We start from the raw sequence: 22,052 nt of genomic DNA, 5'->3' as shown, positions 1-22,052 counted from the left end.
CGCAAGAAAAGGAATCGTCATGCGTCTACGCCCGAGCATTGCCGTAGCTGCCCTCGCCGTGTCCGTCCTGTCGCTCACCACGGCCTGTGGTGGAACCGGCACCGCTGCCGGTTCAGGCACCGAGACCGTCACCGTGTACAGCGCCGACGGCCTGTCCAGTTGGTACGAGGGCAGATTCGACGCCTTCACCGCGCAGACCGGAATAGCCGTCAATCTGGTGGAAGCCGGATCCGGTGAGGTTGTCTCCCGCGTCGATAAGGAGCAGTCAAATCCGCAAGCCGACGTGATCATCACGCTGCCGCCGTTCATCCAGAAGGCCGACGCGCAAGGACTGCTCGAGCCCAGCGGAATCGATACCGCCGCGGTTGCCGACGACGCAAAAGACGCCGCAGGCAAGTACGTCCCCATCGTCGAAAACTACCTGTCGTTCATCGCCAACCCGACTGCATCGCCCGCTCCGGCGACGTGGGACGACCTGCTGACCGACCAGTTCATGGGCAAGTTGCAGTACTCCACGCCCGGTCAGGCCGGCGACGGCACCGCCGTGCTCCTGCTGCTCCAGCACCTCATGGGCAAGGAGGGCGCACTCGACTACCTCGGAAAACTGCAGACCAACAACGTCGGACCGTCGTCGTCCACCGGAAAGCTGCAACCCAAGGTCAGCAACGGCGAACTCCTGGTCGCCAACGGTGACGTCCAGATGAACCTCGCCTCCATCGCCGACGACGGATCGAAGTTCGACATCTTCTTCCCCGCCGACGCTTCCGGCAACCGCACCACCATCGCATTGCCGTACGTGATGGGCCTGTCCAAGACCGCACCGAGCAGCGAGCAGGCGAAGAAGCTGATGGAGTTCCTGCTGTCCGAGGAGTCTCAGAAGACCATCGCGACGGACGCGCTCGGCGTATCGGTCCGCGAGGATGTCCGCAGTGCCGCAGGCGAATCCACGGACAAGAACACCCCGGCGGGCGTACTGCAGGGCGTCACCGTCTGGACCCCGAACTGGAACGACGTCCTCAGCTCGCTCGACGCCGACATCGCGGCGTACCAGAAAGCCACCGGGAGCTGACCATGGCCAGAACCAGACTGGGGCGGACGCTCCCACAGACCGCCGGTGTGCACGGAGTGCTCGAACACTCCGCTCCCGCCATCACCTTCGACCGGGTCAGCGTTGCCTACGGCCGCGGAAAGACCGCAACCCAGGCACTGGTCGATTTCAACTTGCGAGTGGCACCGGGCGAAACCGTTGCATTGCTGGGGCCGAGTGGATCCGGCAAGTCGACGGCACTCAAAGCTCTCGCAGGGTTTGTCCGCCCCACGTCCGGTAGCGTCCGACTAGGTACCCGCGATGTCACCAACCTCCCTCCCGCACAACGAGGAATCGGCGTCGTCGTGCAATCGTATGCGCTCTTTCCCCATATGAAGGTCTCGGACAACGTCGCTTTCGGACTGCGCGCACACCGCGTTCCACGGTCGGAGATCGGCGGACGTGTCGCCGAGGCACTCGACATGGTCGGCATGTCTGCGTTCGGAAAGCGGCTTCCCCGTGAGCTTTCCGGCGGTCAGCAGCAGCGGGTAGCTATCGCCCGAGCGCTGGCCATTCGCCCCGGAGTGCTCCTACTCGACGAACCGCTGGCCGCCCTCGACGCCCAACTCCGCGAAAGCATGCTCGGCGAATTGACCAGCCTACGTAAGGCCCTCCCCGACACTGCGATGCTCTACGTCACGCACGACCAAAGCGAGGCCCTGGCGTTGGCCGACCGCATTGCCGTCATGCGCAATGCCAGACTCGCCGACATCGACACGGCACAGGGGCTGTGGAAACGACCGCCGTCCAGCTTCACCGCCTCGTTCCTGGGCGGAGCGAACTTGTTGCCCTGCACAGTCACCCGTGTCATCGGGACGTCTGCATTGGTCTCGATTGCCGGAGCACCATTCACTGCGCACGCGCCGCAACCCGAGATCGGGCATGTCGAATGGGAGTCCGATATGGCGGCTCACCTGTGCGTGCGACCTCATGCAGTGGGGCTGACCACCGTCGGTGCTCGCGGATCTTTTGCCGCACGAATAGTTTCCAGTGTCTGGCGCGGATCCACGACGCGCATCACCCTCGACGTCGACGATCTCGGCGGTATCCGGATAGACGCCGACGTCCCCGGGCACGACGAACGCCCCGTCGATTCCGTCGTCGGTGTTGTGCTACCCACCGAAGGCTGCGTCCTCGTTCCGGCGGAAACGACTCCATGACAACAACAATGGAACGCCCCCACTCGCTCACACCTACGCCGGAGCCCACCGATCCGATTCCGTGGCGTCGTATCGCCTGGGCGTTGCCGCCGGTCCTTCTGGTGCTGGTCTTCGCGGTCTATCCCACCGCGCGCGTCCTCACCGAATCGCTCACCACCGCCGATGGGAGTGGCTTCTCCACCTGGTCGTCGGTGCTCGGTTCGGAATTGTTCCGGAACGCGCTGTGGCGAACAATTCAGATTGCCGTGCTCTCCACCCTGGGATGCCTGATCCTCGGAACCTTCCTGGCTCTGGTCCTCGCGTTTGTTCCGTTTGCCGGTTCCAAAGTTGTGGGGCGTCTGATCGACACAGTGCTCGCCCTGCCGTCGTTCCTCATCACGCTGGCCTTCACGTTCCTGTACGGAACAGCCGGCGCGGTCAACGCGTTGATCATCCGCGTCACCGGCAACGACACTGGACCACTGAACTTCCTCAATACGCCACTCGGCGTCATCGCGGCCGAGATCACGTTCTTCACACCGTTTGTCGTGCGGCCACTCCTCGCGGCCTTCACGCAGATTCCACGCGAACAACTCGACGTTGCCGCAAGTCTCGGCGCCTCACCCGTCCGTGTACTTCGACAGGTGGTGATGCCTGAAGCTTGGCCGGCTCTCCTGGCCGGCGGGTCGCTCGTACTTCTGATGACACTCAACGAATTCGGCATCGTACTGTTCACCGGCGCAAAAGATGTCGTCACCCTGCCGGTGCTCATCTACACCCGCGGCATCGTCACGTTCGACCTGCCGGGTGCAGCCGTGATCGCCACCGTCCAAGTTGCATTGTCGCTCGGCTTGTACTGCCTCTACCGCTTCACCTTCAACAGACTGATGGGAGGCAGCCGTGCTGCTGTGGACTCGAAGCTCTAGGGCGCTCGTTCTCGGTGTCTTCGCCGTCGTTGTCGCGGTGGTCTTCGCTGCCCCCATCGCCACCGTCGTCGCGGCCGCCTTGGCGGGGTCGTGGACCGGTCCCCTACCGTCGGATCTCGGTGGAGAGAACTTCTCCGCCGCACTCTCCGACGACAACCTCGCCAGCCTCACGGTGAGCCTGCAAACGGCCTTCATCTCCGGCGCACTCGCGCTGGTGGTCGGAACATGGGCAGCGTTGGCGGCCCGCGAGGCTCCGATGTGGTTGCGCCGCACCACCGACGCCGTGTTCCACCTACCCATCGCCGTGCCGTCCGTTGCCATCGGACTTGGTCTGCTGATCACGTTCAACGAGCGTCCACTGCTGCTCGGCGGCACCAAATGGATCGTGATTCTCGCGCACACCGTGTTGGTTCTCGCGTTTGCGTTCAGCTCGGTATCTGCTGCATTGGAACGCCTCGACCCCGCCTACCGACAAGCCGCCGAATCCCTCGGGGCGGGTCCGTTCCGCGTACTCTCCCGCGTCACTCTGCCCTTGCTGCTCCCGGCACTGGGTGCGGCAGCCGGGCTCTCGATCGCACTGTCGATGGGCGAACTTGGCGCCACCGTCATGGTCTACCCGGCAACGTGGAAGACACTGCCGGTCAGCATCTTCGGACTGACCGATCGCGGCCAGGTATTTCTCGCCGCAGCAAACACCACTCTGCTGCTGGCGGTCACCCTGATCGCCCTCATGGTCGTGGGCAGGATCCGTCGACGCTGAACCTGCTGTGCGCCTTTCTTAACCGCCCGCGGTTAAGAAAGGCGCACAGCAAAATCTATCCCTTGCGCAAGATGTACCGCTGAACCTTGCCACTCGGAGTCTTGGGCAAGCTCGGAACGAAGTGCACCGTACGCGGGTAAGCGTGAGCGGCAAACTTCTTCTTCACCAGCGTCTGCAGTTCCTTCTCCAGCGCATCGTCACCCTCGACGTCTTCACGCAGAACGACAAACGCCTCGAGAACCTCACCGCGCAACTCGTCCGGCATACCCACAACGGCAGCCTCGATGACGTGCTCGTGCATGACCAGCACACTCTCGACGTCGAAGGGGCCGATGCGGTAGCCCGCCATGATGATGACGTCGTCGTCGCGCGAGGAGAAGAAGAAGAAACCGTCTTCGTCCGTCATGCCCGCGTCGCCGGTGATGTACCACCGTCCGTCTTCGGTGAAACGCTGTTTCGTCTTCTCTGGCGCGTCAACGTAGCCGGTGAACCACATCAGCGGACTGTTGTGAGTGTCGATCGCCACCCGTCCCGGCGTCCCGGCCGGCGCAATCTCGTCTGAATTGTCTTCCAGCACAGCGGTAGACCACCCTGGCAACGGCAGGCCCATGGAGCCAGGGCGCACGTCCTCGCGCAGACCGTCAGCCCACGCGTTGACGATGAACATTCCGTGCTCGGTCTGTCCGTAGTGATCACGAACCTCGACGCCCAGTGAATCCTTGGACCAGGCAACAACATCCGGAGTCAGCGGCTCGCCGGCAGACGACGCGCGCCGCAAGGAGATACCAGCGGGGACAGGCGTTTTGTCGGCGCGCAGGCTGCGGTAGACCGTCGGTGCTGCGGCAAAGTTTGTGACACCGAACTTCTCGATGATCTGCCACGTCAACGGCGCCGAGAAACCGGCGTGCAGCAGCAGGCTTCGAGTACCGGCGGCCAACGGTCCGAGCAACGCGTAGTACAGACCGTAAGCCCAGCCCGGATCAGCGGCGTTCCAGAACACGTCGTCCGCGCGGACGTCGAGACCGAACTCCTGATACGCGTGGAACGACGCCAGGGCACGCACCGGGACCGGCACACCCTTGGGTGTTCCCGTGGTGCCACTGGTGAACAACTGCACCATCGGGCCGTTGCCACCGACGGCCTGCGCGGCTCCCTTCGGATCGTCAGCATCTTGCGCCGCGACCAGGGCGGCGAAGTCCAACTCGCCGCCGAGCGCGCCACCCGCGACAATGACCCGCCACGGTGCGTCGGCGGGGATGTCCTCACTCGGCGCCAGCTTGTCCAGCTGATTAGCGTCGGAAACGACGACCTTCGCACCGCTGGCAGTCAACCGGAACGCGATCGCCGGAGCGGCGAACGCCGTGAACAACGGCACGTGAACTGCGCCGCGGCGCCAGATCCCGAGCAGCGCGACCACCAGATCCGCGGACTTGCCCATGAGTGTCGCAACATGGTCACCCGGTTCGACTCCGAGGTCCGACAGTGCCGCGGCAAAACGGGCGGACTGCTCACGTAGGTAACCGTATGTGAGGTCCACTGAGCTAAGGTCTGCCTCGACAACGGTGAAGGCAACGCCGTCCGCGGGGTGCCGGTCGCAGAGCAGTTCTGCGGCGCTGGCGCCTGGGGTGTCGTACTGATCCAAAAGCTCACGCACCCGCGCCGTGGGATCGGTGCTCATCAACATGCTCCTTTTTCATGGTCGTATTGTGGGTCGGCGGGTTGATCACCGACTCGTCATACGCAGTGTCCACCACTTATGATCTAGCTCACAAGGAAACTTCACTACCCCCGGAAAGGGGTGCGGCGTGACCCGAAGTTCATCGCCTCTTCTACGCCCCCGAGACGGGGACGCCATGCGGAGCGAACTCCGTTCGATCGCTGCTCAAGGCGTTGTTCCCGTGCTCTTCGGCGGCGAGGTGGAGGGCGAGACCCTGCACCTCACCGAGTTCGTCGGTACCCGCACCAACAACCTCAAGGGGCTCGCCATCCCGCCGCGCTCCGGCATGGGCGGTCGCGCCGTCGCTCAGCGGGCACCGATCCTGGTTCACGACTACGGCAATTCCCAGTCCATCACTCATCACTTCGATCGACCGGTACTGAGTGAAGGATTGCACTCCATCATCGCCGTTCCGGTCATGGTCGCCGGCAAATCCCGAGCGGTGCTCTATGCCGCAATCCGGGAGAGTGCCCCACTGGGCGACCGCGCCGGCGACGTCATGGTGTCCGCCTCCCGCCGACTGGGTATGGAATTCGCGATCCGCGACGAAGTCGACCGCCGCCTTCAGCTCCTGCAGGCCGCATCGGCCGCCAGTAGCGATGGCATGTCCACCGAAGAAATTCGCGACGTGCACGCCGAACTACGCAGTGTCGCCAACAGCGTCACGGATTCCGATCTGCAGATCAAACTCCGCGGACTGTCGCAACGTCTTGCATTGATCCTTCGCCCCGCCGACCGCGACGTTGTCTCTGCCGTGACCCTGACGCCACGCGAAATCGACGTCCTCTCCCAGGTCGCCCTGGGATGCACCAACGTCGAAGCAGCGCAGCGCCTCTCAGTCAGCGCCGAAACTGTGAAGAGCTATCTGAGAAGCGCAATGGGCAAGCTCGACGCGAGCTCGCGCCACGAAGCGGTAGTGACCGCACGACGTCTCGGCCTGCTGCCCTGACGTCAGTACCCTTCCGGGAGAGCTGCAAACATATCCCGCGTCACGCCTACAGCGTTGTCCGAACTTCCGCCGCGCACAACAAGAGTCGCAAAAGCCAAGTCGCCTCGATAGCCGACGAACCATGCGTGCGAGCCGCCGTCGACCTCGGCCTCACCGGTCTTGCCGTACACCTCACCCTGATCCTCGACACGCTCAGCCGTACCGCTCGTCACCACCAAGCGCATCATGCCGCGCAACCCGTCCACCATCTCCGGACTGATGGACGTGCGATCACCGTCGATGACGGTTTCCCGACCCGAAATCAGTTGCGGCACCGGCGTGGACCCATGGGCTACCGTCGCCGCAGCCAATGCCATACCGAACGGACTGACGACCACCAATCCCTGCCCGAAGCCGTCTTCGGTGCGCTGCACCAGATCCGGCGCCGGCGGGACCGAACCGGAATCGGTCGGCAACCCCACTACGTTGTAATCCGGGCCAATGCCGAACTGCGCTGCCGCAGTAGTCAAGGCATCGGGTTCCATCTCGCTGGCCAGCTTCGCAAAAGTTGTATTGCACGAACGGGCGAACGCCGTTGCCATCGGCACTGTGCCAAGTGAGAACTCGTTGTAGTTCGGCACACTGCGCTCACCGATCTCGATGCGACCGGGGCACGGCACCATCGTCTCCGGTGTCGCCTGCCCACCGGAAATTGCCGCACCAGCAGTCACGATCTTGAACGTGGAACCAGGCGGGTACAAACCCGTCGTCGCGACCGGACCGTCACGGTCCGCCGCCTTGTTCTGGGCCACCGCCAGTATCGCTCCCGTGGACGCCTCGATCACCACCATCATCGCCTGATCCGCATTCACATTGACAGCGCGCTGCGCCGCGATCTGAATATTGCGGTCGAGACTGATCGTGAACGACGGAACCGGTTGCGGCGCAGTCTCCGTCAAGGTGTCGCTGTCAACTCCGTTCTGGTTGACCGTCACGACACTCCACCCGGCCTTGCCGTCCACCTCGTCGATGATCGTCTTCTTGATCTGCCCCAACAGATCCGGTGCAAACTCAGGGTCTGTGGACACCAGATCCGACTCGTCGGAGACACTCACCCCGGAAATCCCGGCCAACTGCGCCGCTACCCGCTCGTAGTCGTCGCTACGCAAGCGAGTGACCAGGTAGTCCCCCTTCACCGCCGTCGACGACTCCGCTATCGACTGGCCGGACAGCGTGGAATCGAACTGAACCAGCGTCGCCGCCAAAGCATTTGCCGCACCGACGACGTCGGCACTCTTCGACCGATCGAACTTGACTCGGTATACAATTCCCGGAACCAGAACATCGGTACCCGAATGCTCGTTGACCCTTGCTCGGGGCGCCGGTTTCGACCGCAACGACATGGTCTGCTTGTCACCGAGTTTCGGGTGGACGTCGGTGGAACTCCAACGGACGGACCAGCCTCCATCCTTGCGGCCCATCTGCATCTCACCGTCGTACGTCCAGACACGGTCCTTCGGAAGGTGCCAGACGTAGGTATAGCCGACCGTCGCAGTATCGCCGTCGATCTTGACCCTGGTGGTCTCCGCCGTCATCGACTCGGCCTGCAACTCGTCCCACGTATCGCTCAACACCGCACCGGCGGCATCCGGTCGATCCGTCAACTCCGCTGCTTCCTCGATATCCCGGTCGGCAAACGCACTCAAGAACTGCTGAGCAACAGGTTCAGGGCCCGCCGGCTTCGGAGTGCACGAGCTAACCCCCACTGCCAGCAAAACAGCAGTGCAGGACGCCAGGAACTGGGCGGAGCGGCTACGCGCGAAAGTCCGAGTGTTCATCGGACCCCATACTAAGTCGAGACAAACTCGAGGCAGCGCAGGCACGACTCAATCGAGGAGAACCGTCGCAAATGTCGCAACCTGCCGGAACCCGACCCGCGCATACGTGGACCGCGCCACGGTGTTGAAACTGTTCACGTACAAACTCGCGACCCTGCCCGTTGCCATGATCGATTCGGCGACTGCAGCGGTCCCCGTCACTCCGTATCCACGACCACGGAACTCGGGATTGACCCACACACCTTGGATCTGACCACACCGTGACGACACCGAACCCACCTCGGCCTTGAAAACAACCTGACCGTCGTCGATTCTGGCCCACGCTCGGCCCGACGCGATCAAGCTCGCCACACGGTGACGGTATCCACGACCACCGTCGTTCGTGCGGGGATCGATGCCCACTTCCTCGATGAACATGGCGACTGCAGCCGGCAGATAGATGTCGAGTTCGTCAGGCCGGACCTGTCGAACCAACGGATCGGACAGACATGAAATGGGCTCGGACACCGCGAGCAAAGGTTGTTCGGCGCGCACTTCCCGTGCGCTCCCCCAATCCATCTCGAGCATCTCCCACAACGGCAAGGCCAACTCGGCGCGACCGACCACCGACGAACACATCCGCGGAATCCGGCACGCCCGATCCGCGAACGCGCGGATGCTGTCGATGTCTCCGCGAAGGGGCACAAGATTGGCGCCGGCAAAACACAGCGACGACGACGGGCCGCCGCGGCTCCACAGCTCACCGTGGATCATGCGTGGATCGACACCGGATTCTTCGACCCGAGAGGCGATCATGCACGACGCAATAGGGTCGGCGTCGAGGACACGACGAACGTCGTCGAGATCACGGCCGCCGACCGGCTTGGCTCCGAGGAGTTTCAGCATTGATTGACCCCTCCGCTCTCAGTGCGCCCGCGCTGTGCAGACTTGTGCACCCAGATTGCCACGAACCGGGAACTTGCGGGAAGGTTTCATCCGGCTATTGCTCAACTCACAGTGATGACGAGCTCATCAGCTCACCGTGACAACCGGTGCGCCGTCGGGAGATTCACCTTCCATGGCTTCTGCGATCTTCATAGCCTCCTCGATGAGAGTCTCGACGATCATGGCTTCTGGCACCGTTTTGATGACCTCGCCCTTCACGAAGATCTGGCCCTTGCCGTTACCGGAGGCCACTCCGAGATCGGCTTCGCGGGCTTCACCCGGCCCGTTGACAACGCAGCCCATCACGGCGACGCGCAGCGGGATTTCCATACCTTCGAGACCCGCAGACACCTGGTCGGCCAGCGTGTAGACATCGACCTGTGCACGCCCACAGGACGGGCAGGACACGATTTCGAGCTTGCGCGGACGCAGGTTCAAGGACTGCAGGATCTGGTTGCCGACCTTGATCTCCTCGGCCGGCGGCGCGGACAGTGACACGCGAATGGTGTCGCCGATTCCCTCTGCCAGCAGAGCGCCGAACGCCACTGCGGACTTGATGGTGCCCTGGAATGCCGGACCGGCCTCGGTTACACCGAGATGCAGCGGGTAGTCGCATTTTGCTGCGAGCTGACGGTAGGCCTCGACCATGATGACGGGATCGTTGTGCTTGACGGAGATCTTGATGTCGCCGAAGCCGTGTTCCTCGAACAACCCGGCTTCCCACAGCGCGGATTCGACCAGCGCTTCCGGAGTAGCCTTGCCGTACTTCGCCATCAACCGGGGATCCAACGAGCCGGCGTTGACGCCGATACGAATCGGAATTCCGGCGTCGCCGGCAGCCTTGGCCACCTCTTTGACACGACCGTCGAATTCCTTGATGTTTCCGGGGTTGACGCGGACGGCGGCGCATCCGGCGTCGATGGCAGCAAAGATGTACCGCGGCTGGAAATGAATATCCGCGATGACCGGAATCTGGCTCTTCTTCGCAATGGTCGCGAGAGCGTCCGCGTCTTCCTGGCGTGGACACGCAACGCGCACGATGTCACAACCGGAGGCGGTCAGTTCGGCGATCTGCTGGAGCGTCGCATTGATGTCGTGCGTCTTCGTGGTGCACATCGACTGCACCGAGATGGGGAAATCGCTACCCACACCTACGTTGCCGACCTTCAACTGACGGGTCTTGCGTCGCGGAGCGAGAATCGCTGCGGGTGCGGAGGGCATTCCCAAACCGATGGGGGTGGTCACGTCTGTGCCTTCTTTCATAGCTTCACTGCAAGTTTAGCCGGGCTGCGGCTGTGCGAGCGCCTGGCCACGATCGCGCTGATCACACCATTTAGAAAATCTTGATCGGATTGACGATGTCAGCTGTGAGTGTCAGCAACATGAACGCGCCACCGATCACGATGAACACGTAGGTGATCGGCAGCAGCTTGGTGTAGTCCACCGGTCCACCGGCGATCAGCCCACGCCGGGCACGGAACCAATCGCGGATCCTCTCGTAGAAGACCACCGCGATATGTCCACCGTCGAGGGGCAGCAACGGGAGGATGTTGAAAACGCCGAGGAAGAAGTTGATCGATGCCAGCAGCAGGACGAAGGTAGGCCACTCAGCCCGGTCCGCCGCTTCACCACCGATGACGCTGGCGCCCACGACACTGATCGGTGTGTCTTGCGCGCGCTCACCACCGGTGATCGACTCCCACAAGGCTCCGACCTTCGACGGAATATCCGCCAACGCCTTCACCGACTGAACCATGATCTGGCCCGTGTAGTCGAAGGCAGCAGGTACAGCCGTGAGCGCGTTGTACCGCTCCCGTTCCGCCTCGACTCCGACGATCCCGACCGCACCGACCTTCGTAAGCTCGGGTGTCGTGCTGCCGTCGACGGTGACGTACCGCTCGGCAGAGGTCACGGCAACCGGAATCTGAAGCGTTTGACCGTCGCGTTCGACGGTGAGATCAACCGTGCCGGAAGTGTCGCGGATTGCCGTTGATACCTCTTTGAACGTTTCGACTGGTGTTCCGTTGACCGCAGTGATGCGATCACCCGGCGTAATGCCCGCCGCCTCCGCTGGACCGGTGCCTTCGCAGGGGGCCAATCCCCAATTCCGGTCCTGGCCGTACTGCGTGGGCGAAACACACGACACCTTCTCGACAACAGCCGGAGCCGGATCCGACGATTGCACACCCCAGCCGAGCAGCAAGCCGTAGATCAGCAGGAGGCCGAGGATGAAGTTCATCGCGATGCCGCCGGACATGACAACGACGCGCTTCCACGCCGCTTTCTTGTACATGGCGTGCGGTTCTTCTTCTGGGGTCATCTCGTCGAGCGCCGTCATCCCGGCGATGTCGCAGAAACCGCCGAGCGGCAAGGCCTTGAGGCCGTACTCGGTTTCACCCCGACGGAAGGAGAAGACCTTCGGACCGAAGCCGATGTAGTAGCGACGGACCTTCATACCCAGGGCCTTTGCCGTCCACATGTGGCCGGCTTCGTGCAGGGCGATGGACACGCCGATTCCGAGGGCGAACAGGATGACGCCCAATGCAAAAACCATGGAAGCTCTAGCCCTCCTGCTTCACGAGCTGACGCGCGCGTGTGCGTGCCCAGCCGTCTGCGGCCAGAACGTCGTCTACGGTAGTCGGTTCTGCCGACCATTCCGACGCGTCGTCGAGAACTGCGGACACCGTCCGGACAATTGTGGGGAACGTGATGGCGCCGTCGAGAAATGCCTGAGCAGCAACTTCGTTGGCGGCGTTGTAGATCGCCGTGAAACATCCGCCTGCCTTGCCCGCGCTACGGGCCAGCGCAACTGCGGGAAAGACCGTCTCGTCGAGCGGCTCGAACTCCCACGTGGACGCCTTCGTGAAATCGCACGCCGACGCCGCGCCCGCAATCCGATCAGGCCATCCCAGGGCGAGCGCGATGGGGAGTTTCATATCCGGTGGGCTGGCCTGCGCCAAGGTAGAGCCGTCGAAGAACGTGACCATCGAGTGCACGATCGACTGCGGATGGACAGTGACGTCGATGCGGTCGTAATCGATCCCGAACAGAAGGTTGGTCTCGATCAATTCGAGCCCCTTGTTCACCATCGTCGCCGAGTTGAGTGTGTTCATCGGGCCCATCGACCACGTGGGGTGGGCGCCGGCCTGCTCGGGTGTCACCGATTCGAGCGCTTCCGCACTCCACCCACGGAACGGACCACCGGATGCGGTGAGAATCAGTCGGGACACCTCGTCTGCAGTGCCACTACGAAGGCACTGTGCCAATGCCGAATGTTCGGAGTCCACCGGAACGATCTGACCGGGTGCTGCGGCCTTTGTCACGAGCGCGCCCCCCGCAACCAGCGATTCCTTGTTGGCCAGCGCAAGTCGGGCGCCGGACTCCAAAGCAGCCAGGGTCGGTTCCAGACCCAGCGATCCCACCAACGCGTTGAGGACGACGTCGGCTCCACTTGCGCGAACCAGCTCCGCCGCTGCGGTCGGCCCTGATCGAGCAGTCACGCCGTCGAGCGCACCGGCGGCGTCCGGATCGGCCACCGCAACCTCCGTCACCCCGGTCGCTCTGATCTGCTCGGACAGCAAATCGACGTTGTTGCCACCCGCAGCCAAGCCGACCACCTCGAACCGTTCGGGATTGGCTGCGATGACCTCGAGGGCCTGCGTACCGATGGAACCGGTGCTGCCGAGGAGAAGGACGCGGGTGGGTGTGGTTTCCTGCACGCATCCATTGTCGCTGATGACACCTGAGAACAACCTTATCGACGCCCCGCTACGTACGACGGTCGGTCGTATGTCACCATATTGAGCAGTAGTGCAACCTATTGAGCAGGAGGATCGACCGTGGCCGATACCCAGTTGGACGTCAAGTCCAGCGCCCCCGTCGTGGTCTCACATGTCGATGAGGCCGAGGTTCCCTCTGCCGCATGGGGGTGGAGTGGTGAAAGCCTCAAGACTTTCCGTATCGCCGGATGGTTCTTCACGGCATTCCTGCTCCTGATGATCATCGGCAATCACAGCGGCAAGGTCGAAGACCTGTGGCTGATCGGCACCGCCGCTTTGATGGCGATCGTCTTGATCCGCGACGTGATCGTCCGTCGCCACCCGCGATAACCAACGCAAACAAAAGACCTCCACGAACCCTGGGTTCGTGGAGGTCTTTTGTTATGGGGCGCTTCAGTTTTCGGCGGCCAACTGACCGCATGCAGCGGCGATTTCCTGGCCACGAGTGTCGCGGACCGTGCAGGACACACCCTGCGCGATGACGCGGCGAACAAACTCCCGCTCGACATCCTTCGGGCTCGCATCCCATTCGCTTCCCGGCGTCGGGTTCAGCGGAATGAGATTGACGTGAACCAGTCCGCCGAGGGCCTTCTTGAGTTTCTTGCCGAGCATGTCCGCGCGCCACGGCTGATCGTTGACGTTCTTGATCATCGCGTATTCGATCGACACACGGCGGCCGGTCTGATCGGCGTAGTACCGCGCGGCCTGCAGAACCTCAGCCACCGACCACCGATTGTTGACCGGCACCAAGGTGTCGCGCAGTTCGTCGTCAGGAGTGTGCAATGACACCGCCAGCGTGACGCTCAGTCCTTCGTCGGCCAGCTTGCGGATTGCCGGGGCCAGACCGACCGTCGACACCGTGACGGATCGCTGAGACAGCCCGAGACCGTCCGGCGCGGGTGACGTGATGCGACGTACAGCCGCGACGACGCGCTTGTAGTTGGCCAGCGGTTCGCCCATGCCCATGAAGACGACGTTGGAGAGACGACCGGGTCCACCCGCAATTTCACCGTCGCGCATGGCAGCAGCGGCATCGCGAACCTGGTCGACGATTTCCGCGGTAGACAGGTTGCGATCGAGACCACCCTGGCCGGTGGCGCAGAACGGACATGCCATTCCGCAGCCGGCTTGGCTGGAGATGCACAACGTCGCGCGATCGGGGTACCGCATGAGAACGCTCTCGAGAAGCGTGCCGTCGTGCGCCTTCCACAGTGTCTTGCGAGTATCGCCAGCATCGCAGGCGAGGTGTTTTACCGGTGTCAGCAACCGCGGAAAGAGCGATTCCCCCACCTTCTCGCGTACCGCTGCCGGCAGATCCGTCATCTTCTCGGGATCAGCTTCGAGGCGAGCGTAGTACTGGCGGGCGATCTGATCGGCCCGGAAAGCCGGCAACCCGAGCTCCTTGACCGCCTCTTTGCGCTCGTCGGAGTCGAGGTCAGCGAGGTGCCGAGGGGGCATTCCACGCTTGGGTGCATTGAAAACGAGGGGAAGAGAGGCAGCCATAGTTACACCATTCTCCCATTGATTTGGCGTTCACCCCTACTTCGGCCCTTTCGATGGCCGAGAACCCGTGCATGTTCGTGCGTTGTGCGTGATGATCAACTCATGTCCAGCACACCAGAGGATCCCTCGAACGCACCCGTGTACGGCCCGGCTGACGGGTTCGGATCCGATCCACAACTTCCCGGCGCTGATGATGCGACAGCCGTGGAGAAACACGAACCGGAGCCTGCAACAGAGCCCACCCCGACTCCCAGCGGAACTGCCGTCACCGACCGAACTCGTGCGGCAACAACCTGGGTTGGCCTGGTCATCGGTGCAATCGTGCTGATCCTGCTGCTTGTCTTCATCCTGCAAAATCTCGAGAACGTATCGGTCAAGATCCTGGCCTGGCAATTGGACTTCCCATTGGGAATCACCATTCTGTTGGCGGCGATCGCAGGCGCCCTCATCATGGCCCTCGCCGGCGGTGTCCGAATTGTTCAGATTCGCCGTGCAGCCAAGCGTCAGCTGTGACTGAAATCTAGTTACGCAATTGGGTCGATCGGTGGTCTGCCAGGCATCATTGGTGTCGTACAAATCACCGGAAAGGACCTGTTGTGACCACTCACATGGAGAGACCTGTGACCGTGCGGATCGCACCTGAACAAGCGAGATCGTGGCTACTCGTCCCCGCGTCCAAACCGGACACCTTCACCGCCGCGCTCGACAGCGCGGCTGATGCCGTGGTCCTCGACGTCGAGGACGCGGTCGCCCCGGCGCACAAGCCGAGCGCCCGAGAAGACGTCGTCGCCTTCTTGAGCGGACATGCCCGCGCCTGGGTACGCATCAACGATGCCACCACACCTTTCTGGGAAGAGGACCTCGCCGCACTGTCCGGCCTCCCAGGTCTCGAAGGTGTCATGCTCGCAAAGACCGAAAGTGGTCAGCAGGTAGACGCCACCGCCGAACGCCTCCCCGAGGGTACGAAGATTCTTGCTCTCGTCGAATCGGCAGTCGGACTGGAGGCAGCACCGGAAATCGCCCGAACCGAGGGCACGTTCCGACTGGCATTCGGCAGTGGGGATTTCCGCCGCGACACCGGAATGGACGACTCCCCCACATCGATGTCCTATCCGCGCTCACGGCTCACCATCGCCAGTCGCGCCGCCCGGATTGCCGCTCCCATCGACGGCCCGACGTTGGGTACCGATCTTGATCTGCTGTCGCGCGATTGTGCGATCACGCTGTCACTCGGAATGGCAGGCAAGCTCTGCATGACACCGGCACAAACACAACCCGTCAACACAGGTTTGAGCCCCTCGATTGCCGACGCCGCCTGGGCGCAGGACGTCATCGACGATCTCGGCGAAGACGGCGCGCGTGTGCGCGACGGTAGTGACCTGCCACGACTGGCAAAGGCAAAGAAGATTCACGCCCTTGCAACCCTGTTCCACATCCCGACTCACAACTAATTTCCGCATAGTTCTGAATCGGTGCAGATTGCGTCAGGCGCTCATGCTCACGAAGAGCGCCTGACGTGTGACTTTCCCGAAGATTTACAGCAATTCCAAAGACCGCGGCTTGAATCGGACGTGCACGCGATAGCGCACCGGGAACGACAATCCCGACACTGCCGAGAATGCGCGAGAGGCAGTTTTCTCGGTGAATTCAATCCCCAGAACTTTGCGCAGATCGTCCCGATTCCGAAATTCCCATCGGGTGTCCACCCGGCTCAGTGAAAATCCCTGAGCCTCGAAGAATGCTTCTACCGCCGCCGCGTCGTACTTGGGTAGATCAGCCCGCATCCAGTCTCCGTACGGCGACGCACTCACATCAAGATCGACGATCACCAATGCGCCACCAGGCCGCAGGATGCGCATCGCCTCGGCGATGCCCCGGCCACAGCCCTTCCCGAAGAAGTACGCCGTGCGCGCATGGACGACATCAACAGACGAATCCATCAGCCCGGTCGATTCCGCAGACCCGGCAACAACGTCGATCTTCGTGTCGTCGCGAGTTCGAGCCTGGGCCAAGCGCACCAGAGGTGCGTGCGGCTCCACACCGACGACCCGGCGCGCAGTGCGCGCGAACTCGGGCAGATGGAAACCGGCGCCACAACCGACGTCCACGACGTCACGATCCGTCCAGTCCGCAACCGCACGCATTGACGTCCAGATTGCGCCGTCGACGTCCTGCGCACGATTCTCCACCTCGTACACGTCTGGCCAATGCCAGATGTTCGGACTGGGAATCGGAGTCACGCTGCGAGCAATCACACGAGTGCGTACAGGATCAACCAGGTGACAAATGCGGACGGCAACAGCGAGTCCAGACGGTCCATGATGCCGCCGTGACCGGGCAGGAGCGTGCCCATGTCCTTGATTCCGAGTTCGCGTTTGACCTGCGACTCGATGAGGTCACCGACCGTGGCGACGATGACAAGAACAACGCCGAGCAGGACACCGATCATCGAATTGGCGTCGAGAATCAGCGTTACCGACAGCAAGCTGCCGATCACGCAGAAGATCATAGACCCCGCGAAACCCTCCCAGGATTTCTTCGGACTGACTGCCGGGACCATGGGGTGTTTCCCGAACAGAACACCCGCGGCGTAACCACCGACATCGGAACACACGACGCCGATCATGAGGACGAACACGCGACCGGGTCCGTCATCTTCGAGAACCATCAGGGCGCCGAACGACGCCAGTAGCGGGATCCACGCCAACACGAACACCGTGATCGACGTGTCCCGCAGGAAATTCTTCGGAGTGGCTTTGAGTCCATGGTCGAAAAGGCGCCACACCATGCACACCAGAACCGTGGCCGTGAACGCGCTGATCACGCCGACCGGCCCCCACGGCCAGCCGAGCCAGATCGTTGCCTGACCGCCCACCAGCAACGGGATCCGCGGAACTTCGATGTCCGCTTCCCGAAGCCGTGTCGCTACTTCCCACGTCGCGATGAACATCGCAATGGCCACGACGGCAATCCAGCCTGGCGGCAGGAAGACCAGTGTCCCGATGACCAATGCGCCGAGACCAACTCCGACGCCGATGGCGGCAGGAAGATTCCTGCCCGCCTTCGACTTCGGCGGCTGCGCGCCAACAGCGCCCCCCGTCGGCCCGTCCGTGACGGGACCGCCGGCGGTTCCCTCTTGTGCGTGCACCCAAACTCCCTGATCTGCTACCGACCGACAAACACGAAAGCTAGGAGGTCTAGACCTCCATCAACTCCGCTTCCTTGTGCTTGACCAGTTCCTCGACCGTATGCACGTACTTGGCCGTGGTCTTGTCGAGTTCCTTCTCGGCGCGGCCGACTTCGTCCTCGCCTGCATCGCCGTCTTTCTGGATTCGGCTGAGCTCGTCCATCGCCTTGCGACGAATGTTGCGGAGCGTGACCTTGGAATCCTCGCCCTTCGACTTGGCCTGCTTCACCAGCTCGCGACGACGCTCTTCCGTGAGCTGCGGCACCGAAATGCGAATGATGCTGCCGTCGTTGGACGGGTTGACGCCGAGATCCGAGTTGCGGATAGCCGTCTCGATGGCGTTCAGCTGTGAAGACTCGTACGGCTTCACGATCACCATGCGCGCCTCGGGAACGTTGATGCTCGCGAGCTGCGTGATCGGGGTGATCGAACCGTAGTAGTCGATCACGATACGAGAGAACATGCCGGGGTTGGCGCGGCCGGTACGTACCGAGCCGAGATCGTCCTTGGCTACCGCGACAGCCTTTTCCATCTTTTCTTCGGCTTCGAAGAGCGCTTCATCAATCACGGCTGTTCCTCCATGTCGTTCTGATTCATGTCGTTCACTGTCGAATTTTCGAGCGGGTTCTGGATGTCGCTCACGACTTGACCAGTGTTCCGATCTTCTCACCGGACACCGCACGTGCGATATTGCCCTCGGTCAGAAGGTTGAACACCATGATCGGCATCGAGTTGTCCATGCACAGGCTGAACGCCGTGGCGTCGGCAACCTTCAGCTCCCGCTCGATGACCTCGCGGTGCGTGATCTGGTCGTACATCGTTGCCGTCGGATCGATGCGCGGGTCGGCGCTGAAAACACCGTCGACGCCCTTGGCCATCAGAACAACCTCGGCGCCGATTTCCAGAGCACGCTGCGCAGCGGTGGTGTCGGTGGAGAAATACGGCATTCCCATGCCCGCGCCGAAGATGACCACACGGCCCTTCTCGAGGTGCCTACGTGCGCGCAAGGGAAGGTACGGCTCGGCAACCTGTCCCATCGTGATCGCGGTCTGCACACGGGTGTCGACGCCTTCCTTCTCCAGGAAATCCTGCAGAGCCAGGCAGTTCATGACCGTGCCGAGCATGCCCATGTAATCGGAACGCGCGCGGTCGAGTCCGCGCTGCTGCAATTCGGCGCCGCGGAAGAAGTTTCCGCCGCCGATGACCACAGCTACCTGCACGCCCGATCGGACGACCTCCGCGATTTGTTCAGCCACCTTGGTGACCACATCGGGGTCGAGTCCGACCTTGCCGCCTCCGAACATTTCGCCGCCGAGTTTGAGCAGGACCCGCTTGAATCCTGGACGTTCGTTGGCTGGTTCGGACATTGTTCTCCTCAGTTCGATACAAGACCCGTAGGCCATAAGTCCTTATTCGATCGCCGACGTGATACCGGCGACGCAACAATCTTCCGGGACTGCTCCCGAAGGCACTCTTATCCTGCCTCATCGGAGGCCCCAGGTACACGTAGACCCCGCCTGATGAGCATTGCTCTTCGGGCGGGGTCCATGTGAAAGGGCTCCGGATTAAGCGGAAGCGCCGACCTCGAAACGCACGAAGCGCTTGATGGTGACGCCGGCCTCGTCGAGGATCGCCTTGACGGTCTTCTTGGAGTCCGTAACCGAAGACTGCTCGGTCAGCACGACGTCCTTGAAGAAACCGTTGACGCGGCCTTCGATGATCTTCGGCAGAGCCTGCTCGGGCTTGCCTTCTGCGCGGGCGGTCTCTTCGGCGATGTGACGCTCGGAAGCGACGATCTCCTCGGGAACCTCGTCACGCGTGACGTACTTGGCCTTGAGTGCTGCGACCTGCATTGCAGCGCCGCGAGCGGCCTCAGCAGCAGCGTCGCCTTCACCGGTGTACTCGATGAGAACGCCGACAGCGGGCGGCAAGTCGGAGCTGCGCTTGTGCAGGTACACGGCAACGGGGCCGTCGAAGGACACGACGCGGCTCAGTTCGAGCTTCTCGCCGATCTTCGCGGACTGCTCGGCAATGACGGTCTCGATGGTCTTGCCGTCGAGCTCGAGAGCCTTGAGAGCAGCGAGGTCAGCAGGCTTGCCTGCAGCAGCGACGGTCACGATCGCGTCGGCCAGCTTGATGAAGTCTTCGTTCTTGGCAACGAAGTCGGTCTCGCAGTTGATCTCGATCATGACGCCGTCCTTGGCGACAACGAGACCCTCAGCGGTGGTGCGCTCTGCGCGCTTTCCGACGTCCTTCGCACCCTTGATACGCAACTGCTCGACAGCCTTGTCGAAATCGCCGTCGGATTCTACGAGTGCGTTCTTGCACGCCATCATTCCGGAGCCGGTGAGCTCACGGAGCCGCTTGACGTCAGCGGCGGTGTAGTTCGCCATGGTTAGCGAGCCTCCTCATATGTCTGTTCGGACCAGGGACTAAAGATGAAGCACGGGCCTAACGGTGAAACGGCCCTGACCACAAGAACTCTGGTCAGGGCCGGTTTCGACGAATCAGGCCTCGGTGGCCGGTGCCTCTGCGGCGGGGGCCTCAGCCTCTGCAGCGGGGGCTTCAGCCTCTGCAGCGGGGGCTTCAGCAGCCGGAGTTGCTTCTGCGGCCGGAGCTGCCTGCGAAAGCAGTTCCTGCTCCCACTCGGCGAGGGGCTCGCCGGCGCCGGTCTCGGGCTTCGCGTCCTTGTCGGCGCTCAGTCCGGCACGCGCCTGCAGTCCTTCGGCCACAGCGGAAGCGACAACCTTGGTGAGCAGCGCTGCGGAGCGGATTGCATCGTCGTTGCCCGGGATCGGGTAGTCGACGAGGTCAGGATCGCAGTTGGTGTCCAGGATCGCGATGACCGGGATGTTCAGCTTGCGAGCCTCGGCAACTGCCAGGTGCTCCTTGTTGGTGTCGACAACCCACACAGCGGAAGGAACCTTGGCCATGTCGCGGATACCACCGAGGGTGCGATCCAGCTTGGTCATCTCACGCGTGAGCATGAGGATTTCCTTCTTGGTGCGACCTTCGAATCCACCGGTCTGCTCCATTGCCTCGAGCTCCTTGAGGCGGATGAGACGCTTGTGGACGGTGGTGAAGTTGGTGAGCATGCCGCCGAGCCAGCGCTGGTTGACGTAAGGCATCCCGACGCGGGTGGCCTCAGCAGCGATGGATTCCTGCGCCTGCTTCTTGGTGCCGACGAAGAGGACGGTGCCGCCGTGGGCAACGGTCTCCTTGACGAACTCGTACGCCTTGTCGATGTACGTCAGCGTCTGCTGGAGGTCGATGATGTAGATGCCGTTGCGGTCGGTCAAGATGAAACGCTTCATCTTCGGGTTCCAACGACGGGTCTGGTGCCCGAAGTGGGTACCGCTGTCAAGCATCTGCCGCATAGTTACAACAGGCATTGTTGTTCTCTCTTTCAAATTCGGTTGCTGCGCGGTGCCGGTGGCACTGCGCCCTGGCGCCCACACGGCCGTCGGACCCGTATCCGGAAATACAGGACCAGCCGAAGGCCGAAAAAACGTGCGCGGGCGCGCGAAGTCGGACTGTGCGAACACAGACCGCTCGACAAGTGTACGTCTTTGCCTCGCAATGCCATAACCAGCACTACAGCGCCAGTACCGAAACCAAGCTGTGGATGGAATCCACACCTGTGGAAAACCGCCCTGATCTGCACCTTCACATCGGACGCGCAGTGCACGCTGTGGTGATGCCTCTACTGAATTCCTTGCGCCGGACAATCCTGGTGTTGTGCGGAGTTACGGCCATGACGATCGGTGCCGCACCTGCACTCGCCGACGCTGCAGACCGATTCGATTGGCCGCTCATCCCCCGGCCACGAGTGGAACGGGCCTTCGACAACCCCGAAAAGAACTGGTTGCCGGGCCATCGCGGCGTCGACCTGGCCGGCACGAGCGGACAGGCCGTCCTTGCCGCCGGACCCGGGGTTGTGGTGTTTGCCGGACACGTTGCCGGTAAACCGGTGGTGTCGATCGACCACATCGGCGGATTGCGAACCACTTACGAACCCGTCACCGCAGTGGTGTCGGCGGGCGACCGCGTTGGTCTCGGGACGGTGATCGGCACTCTCGATCCCGGACACGAAGGCTGCACTGTTGCCGCTTGCCTCCATTGGGGACTACGACGCGATCGCACCTACCTCGACCCACTTGGCCTCATCCATGATCAGCCGCTGAGACTCAAACCGCTGGAACACTAGAACGCTAGCGCCACTACAGCACCACACGTGGAACGCTAGCGCCACTACAGCACCACA

22 protein-coding genes are annotated in these 22,052 nt (G+C 62.5%); 9 read left to right on the top strand and 13 right to left on the bottom strand.

Features of this window, described 5'->3' with window-relative positions; genetic code table 11:
- Positions 1 to 19: 19 nt before the first annotated feature.
- Genes FFI94_RS11565 through FFI94_RS11550 form a run of 4 tightly spaced genes read left to right on the top strand, consistent with a single transcriptional unit; the run spans position 20 to position 3,912 of the window.
- The gene (locus FFI94_RS11565; protein WP_138873056.1) at positions 20 to 1,069 is read left to right on the top strand and encodes a 2-aminoethylphosphonate ABC transporter substrate-binding protein; all 1,050 of its coding nucleotides are present in this window, start codon (positions 20 to 22) and stop codon (positions 1,067 to 1,069) included.
- A gap of 2 nt (positions 1,070 to 1,071) precedes the next feature.
- On the top strand, positions 1,072 to 2,247 hold the full coding sequence (locus FFI94_RS11560) for an ABC transporter ATP-binding protein (protein ID WP_138873055.1): 1,176 nt from the start codon (positions 1,072 to 1,074) through the stop codon (positions 2,245 to 2,247).
- A complete protein-coding gene (locus FFI94_RS11555; protein ID WP_138873054.1) occupies positions 2,244 to 3,152 on the top strand; it encodes a 2-aminoethylphosphonate ABC transporter permease subunit in 909 nt (302 codons plus the stop codon). The genes FFI94_RS11560 and FFI94_RS11555 overlap by 4 nt, the downstream gene beginning before the upstream one ends.
- The gene (locus tag FFI94_RS11550) at positions 3,127 to 3,912 is read left to right on the top strand and encodes an ABC transporter permease (RefSeq protein WP_138873053.1); all 786 of its coding nucleotides are present in this window, start codon (positions 3,127 to 3,129) and stop codon (positions 3,910 to 3,912) included. Before FFI94_RS11555 ends, FFI94_RS11550 begins: the two co-directional genes overlap by 26 nt.
- Before the next feature lie 55 nt (positions 3,913 to 3,967).
- On the opposite strand, the gene FFI94_RS11545 is transcribed toward FFI94_RS11550, so the two are convergent.
- Positions 3,968 to 5,590, bottom strand: coding sequence for an AMP-binding protein (locus FFI94_RS11545; protein WP_138873052.1), 1,623 nt, complete (start codon positions 5,588 to 5,590; stop codon positions 3,968 to 3,970).
- A 175-nt stretch (positions 5,591 to 5,765) separates the two neighbouring features.
- On the opposite strand from FFI94_RS11545, the gene FFI94_RS11540 reads away from it, so the two are divergent.
- Positions 5,766 to 6,578, top strand: coding sequence for a LuxR C-terminal-related transcriptional regulator (locus FFI94_RS11540; protein ID WP_138873738.1), 813 nt, complete (start codon positions 5,766 to 5,768; stop codon positions 6,576 to 6,578).
- 2 nt (positions 6,579 to 6,580) lie between these two features.
- Here FFI94_RS11540 and FFI94_RS11535 read toward each other — a convergent pair whose 3' ends face one another.
- From FFI94_RS11535 to dxr, 5 genes are all read right to left on the bottom strand, one after another.
- Positions 6,581 to 8,395 carry a penicillin-binding transpeptidase domain-containing protein gene (locus FFI94_RS11535; protein ID WP_138873051.1) on the bottom strand — a complete coding sequence of 605 codons (1,815 nt, stop codon included), beginning with the start codon at positions 8,393 to 8,395 and terminating at the stop codon, positions 6,581 to 6,583.
- Positions 8,396 to 8,443: 48 nt separating this feature from the next.
- Positions 8,444 to 9,280, bottom strand: coding sequence for a GNAT family N-acetyltransferase (locus FFI94_RS11530; RefSeq protein WP_138873050.1), 837 nt, complete (start codon positions 9,278 to 9,280; stop codon positions 8,444 to 8,446).
- A gap of 126 nt (positions 9,281 to 9,406) precedes the next feature.
- Positions 9,407 to 10,564, bottom strand: coding sequence for a flavodoxin-dependent (E)-4-hydroxy-3-methylbut-2-enyl-diphosphate synthase (gene ispG / locus FFI94_RS11525; protein WP_138873737.1), 1,158 nt, complete (start codon positions 10,562 to 10,564; stop codon positions 9,407 to 9,409).
- 88 nt (positions 10,565 to 10,652) lie between these two features.
- Positions 10,653 to 11,873 carry an RIP metalloprotease gene (locus tag FFI94_RS11520; RefSeq protein WP_138873049.1) on the bottom strand — a complete coding sequence of 407 codons (1,221 nt, stop codon included), beginning with the start codon at positions 11,871 to 11,873 and terminating at the stop codon, positions 10,653 to 10,655.
- Positions 11,874 to 11,880: 7 nt separating this feature from the next.
- The gene (gene dxr / locus FFI94_RS11515) at positions 11,881 to 13,038 is read right to left on the bottom strand and encodes a 1-deoxy-D-xylulose-5-phosphate reductoisomerase (RefSeq protein WP_138873048.1); all 1,158 of its coding nucleotides are present in this window, start codon (positions 13,036 to 13,038) and stop codon (positions 11,881 to 11,883) included.
- 120 nt (positions 13,039 to 13,158) lie between these two features.
- Here dxr and FFI94_RS11510 point away from each other — a divergent pair, with 120 nt between their 5' ends.
- A complete protein-coding gene (locus tag FFI94_RS11510; protein ID WP_033236516.1) occupies positions 13,159 to 13,428 on the top strand; it encodes a DUF2631 domain-containing protein in 270 nt (89 codons plus the stop codon).
- A 63-nt stretch (positions 13,429 to 13,491) separates the two neighbouring features.
- Here the strand turns inward: FFI94_RS11510 and rlmN are convergent, their stop codons facing one another.
- Positions 13,492 to 14,601 carry a 23S rRNA (adenine(2503)-C(2))-methyltransferase RlmN gene (gene rlmN / locus FFI94_RS11505; RefSeq protein WP_138873047.1) on the bottom strand — a complete coding sequence of 370 codons (1,110 nt, stop codon included), beginning with the start codon at positions 14,599 to 14,601 and terminating at the stop codon, positions 13,492 to 13,494.
- Between the two features lie 102 nt (positions 14,602 to 14,703).
- On the opposite strand from rlmN, the gene FFI94_RS11500 reads away from it, so the two are divergent.
- Both FFI94_RS11500 and FFI94_RS11495 read left to right on the top strand, forming a co-directional pair.
- Positions 14,704 to 15,114 (top strand): lipopolysaccharide assembly LapA domain-containing protein, encoded by a 411-nt coding sequence (locus tag FFI94_RS11500; protein ID WP_138873046.1) that lies wholly within the window; start codon positions 14,704 to 14,706, stop codon positions 15,112 to 15,114.
- 95 nt (positions 15,115 to 15,209) lie between these two features.
- Positions 15,210 to 16,052, top strand: a complete 843-nt coding sequence (locus FFI94_RS11495) for a CoA ester lyase (protein WP_138873736.1) — start codon at positions 15,210 to 15,212, stop codon at positions 16,050 to 16,052.
- Positions 16,053 to 16,136: 84 nt separating this feature from the next.
- Here the strand turns inward: FFI94_RS11495 and FFI94_RS11490 are convergent, their stop codons facing one another.
- The 6 genes from FFI94_RS11490 to rpsB all read right to left on the bottom strand — a co-directional run bounded on the left by FFI94_RS11490 (position 16,137) and on the right by rpsB (position 21,180).
- Positions 16,137 to 16,841, bottom strand: coding sequence for a class I SAM-dependent methyltransferase (locus FFI94_RS11490; RefSeq protein WP_185993177.1), 705 nt, complete (start codon positions 16,839 to 16,841; stop codon positions 16,137 to 16,139).
- An 11-nt stretch (positions 16,842 to 16,852) separates the two neighbouring features.
- The gene (locus tag FFI94_RS11485) at positions 16,853 to 17,749 is read right to left on the bottom strand and encodes a phosphatidate cytidylyltransferase (RefSeq protein ID WP_138873044.1); all 897 of its coding nucleotides are present in this window, start codon (positions 17,747 to 17,749) and stop codon (positions 16,853 to 16,855) included.
- Positions 17,750 to 17,798: 49 nt separating this feature from the next.
- Positions 17,799 to 18,356 carry a ribosome recycling factor gene (gene frr / locus FFI94_RS11480; protein ID WP_138873043.1) on the bottom strand — a complete coding sequence of 186 codons (558 nt, stop codon included), beginning with the start codon at positions 18,354 to 18,356 and terminating at the stop codon, positions 17,799 to 17,801.
- A 70-nt stretch (positions 18,357 to 18,426) separates the two neighbouring features.
- Entirely contained in the window at positions 18,427 to 19,155 is a 729-nt protein-coding gene (gene pyrH, locus FFI94_RS11475) for a UMP kinase (protein ID WP_138873042.1), read from the bottom strand.
- Positions 19,156 to 19,353: 198 nt separating this feature from the next.
- Positions 19,354 to 20,181: a translation elongation factor Ts gene (tsf, locus tag FFI94_RS11470; RefSeq protein WP_138873041.1), complete on the bottom strand. Its 828-nt coding sequence runs from the start codon at positions 20,179 to 20,181 to the stop codon at positions 19,354 to 19,356.
- Positions 20,182 to 20,295: 114 nt separating this feature from the next.
- A complete protein-coding gene (rpsB, locus tag FFI94_RS11465; protein ID WP_138873040.1) occupies positions 20,296 to 21,180 on the bottom strand; it encodes a 30S ribosomal protein S2 in 885 nt (294 codons plus the stop codon).
- A 305-nt stretch (positions 21,181 to 21,485) separates the two neighbouring features.
- Here rpsB and FFI94_RS11460 point away from each other — a divergent pair, with 305 nt between their 5' ends.
- Complete coding sequence (locus tag FFI94_RS11460) at positions 21,486 to 21,995, top strand: M23 family metallopeptidase (RefSeq protein ID WP_138873735.1); 510 nt, start codon at positions 21,486 to 21,488, stop codon at positions 21,993 to 21,995.
- Positions 21,996 to 22,052: the final 57 nt, after the last annotated feature.

Source organism: Rhodococcus sp. KBS0724 (assembly GCF_005938745.2).
GTDB lineage: Bacteria > Actinomycetota > Actinomycetes > Mycobacteriales > Mycobacteriaceae > Rhodococcus_F.
Note: the sequence above shows the minus strand (reverse complement) of the source record. Positions and strands in the feature narration are given on the sequence as shown.

Coding starts and splice junctions, on each gene's coding strand:
- tsf (WP_138873041.1), bottom strand. CDS start 20,181: ATGGCGAACTACACCGCCGCTGACGTCAAGCGGCTCCGTGAGCTCACC.
- FFI94_RS11530 (WP_138873050.1), bottom strand. CDS start 9,280: ATGCTGAAACTCCTCGGAGCCAAGCCGGTCGGCGGCCGTGATCTCGAC.
- FFI94_RS11520 (WP_138873049.1), bottom strand. CDS start 11,873: ATGGTTTTTGCATTGGGCGTCATCCTGTTCGCCCTCGGAATCGGCGTG.
- FFI94_RS11565 (WP_138873056.1), top strand. CDS start 20: ATGCGTCTACGCCCGAGCATTGCCGTAGCTGCCCTCGCCGTGTCCGTC.
- FFI94_RS11540 (WP_138873738.1), top strand. CDS start 5,766: ATGCGGAGCGAACTCCGTTCGATCGCTGCTCAAGGCGTTGTTCCCGTG.
- FFI94_RS11555 (WP_138873054.1), top strand. CDS start 2,244: ATGACAACAACAATGGAACGCCCCCACTCGCTCACACCTACGCCGGAG.
- rpsB (WP_138873040.1), bottom strand. CDS start 21,180: ATGCCTGTTGTAACTATGCGGCAGATGCTTGACAGCGGTACCCACTTC.
- FFI94_RS11495 (WP_138873736.1), top strand. CDS start 15,210: ATGGAGAGACCTGTGACCGTGCGGATCGCACCTGAACAAGCGAGATCG.
- FFI94_RS11460 (WP_138873735.1), top strand. CDS start 21,486: ATGCCTCTACTGAATTCCTTGCGCCGGACAATCCTGGTGTTGTGCGGA.
- FFI94_RS11535 (WP_138873051.1), bottom strand. CDS start 8,395: ATGAACACTCGGACTTTCGCGCGTAGCCGCTCCGCCCAGTTCCTGGCG.
- rlmN (WP_138873047.1), bottom strand. CDS start 14,601: ATGGCTGCCTCTCTTCCCCTCGTTTTCAATGCACCCAAGCGTGGAATG.
- FFI94_RS11545 (WP_138873052.1), bottom strand. CDS start 5,590: ATGAGCACCGATCCCACGGCGCGGGTGCGTGAGCTTTTGGATCAGTAC.
- FFI94_RS11560 (WP_138873055.1), top strand. CDS start 1,072: ATGGCCAGAACCAGACTGGGGCGGACGCTCCCACAGACCGCCGGTGTG.
- FFI94_RS11500 (WP_138873046.1), top strand. CDS start 14,704: ATGTCCAGCACACCAGAGGATCCCTCGAACGCACCCGTGTACGGCCCG.
- pyrH (WP_138873042.1), bottom strand. CDS start 19,155: ATGTCCGAACCAGCCAACGAACGTCCAGGATTCAAGCGGGTCCTGCTC.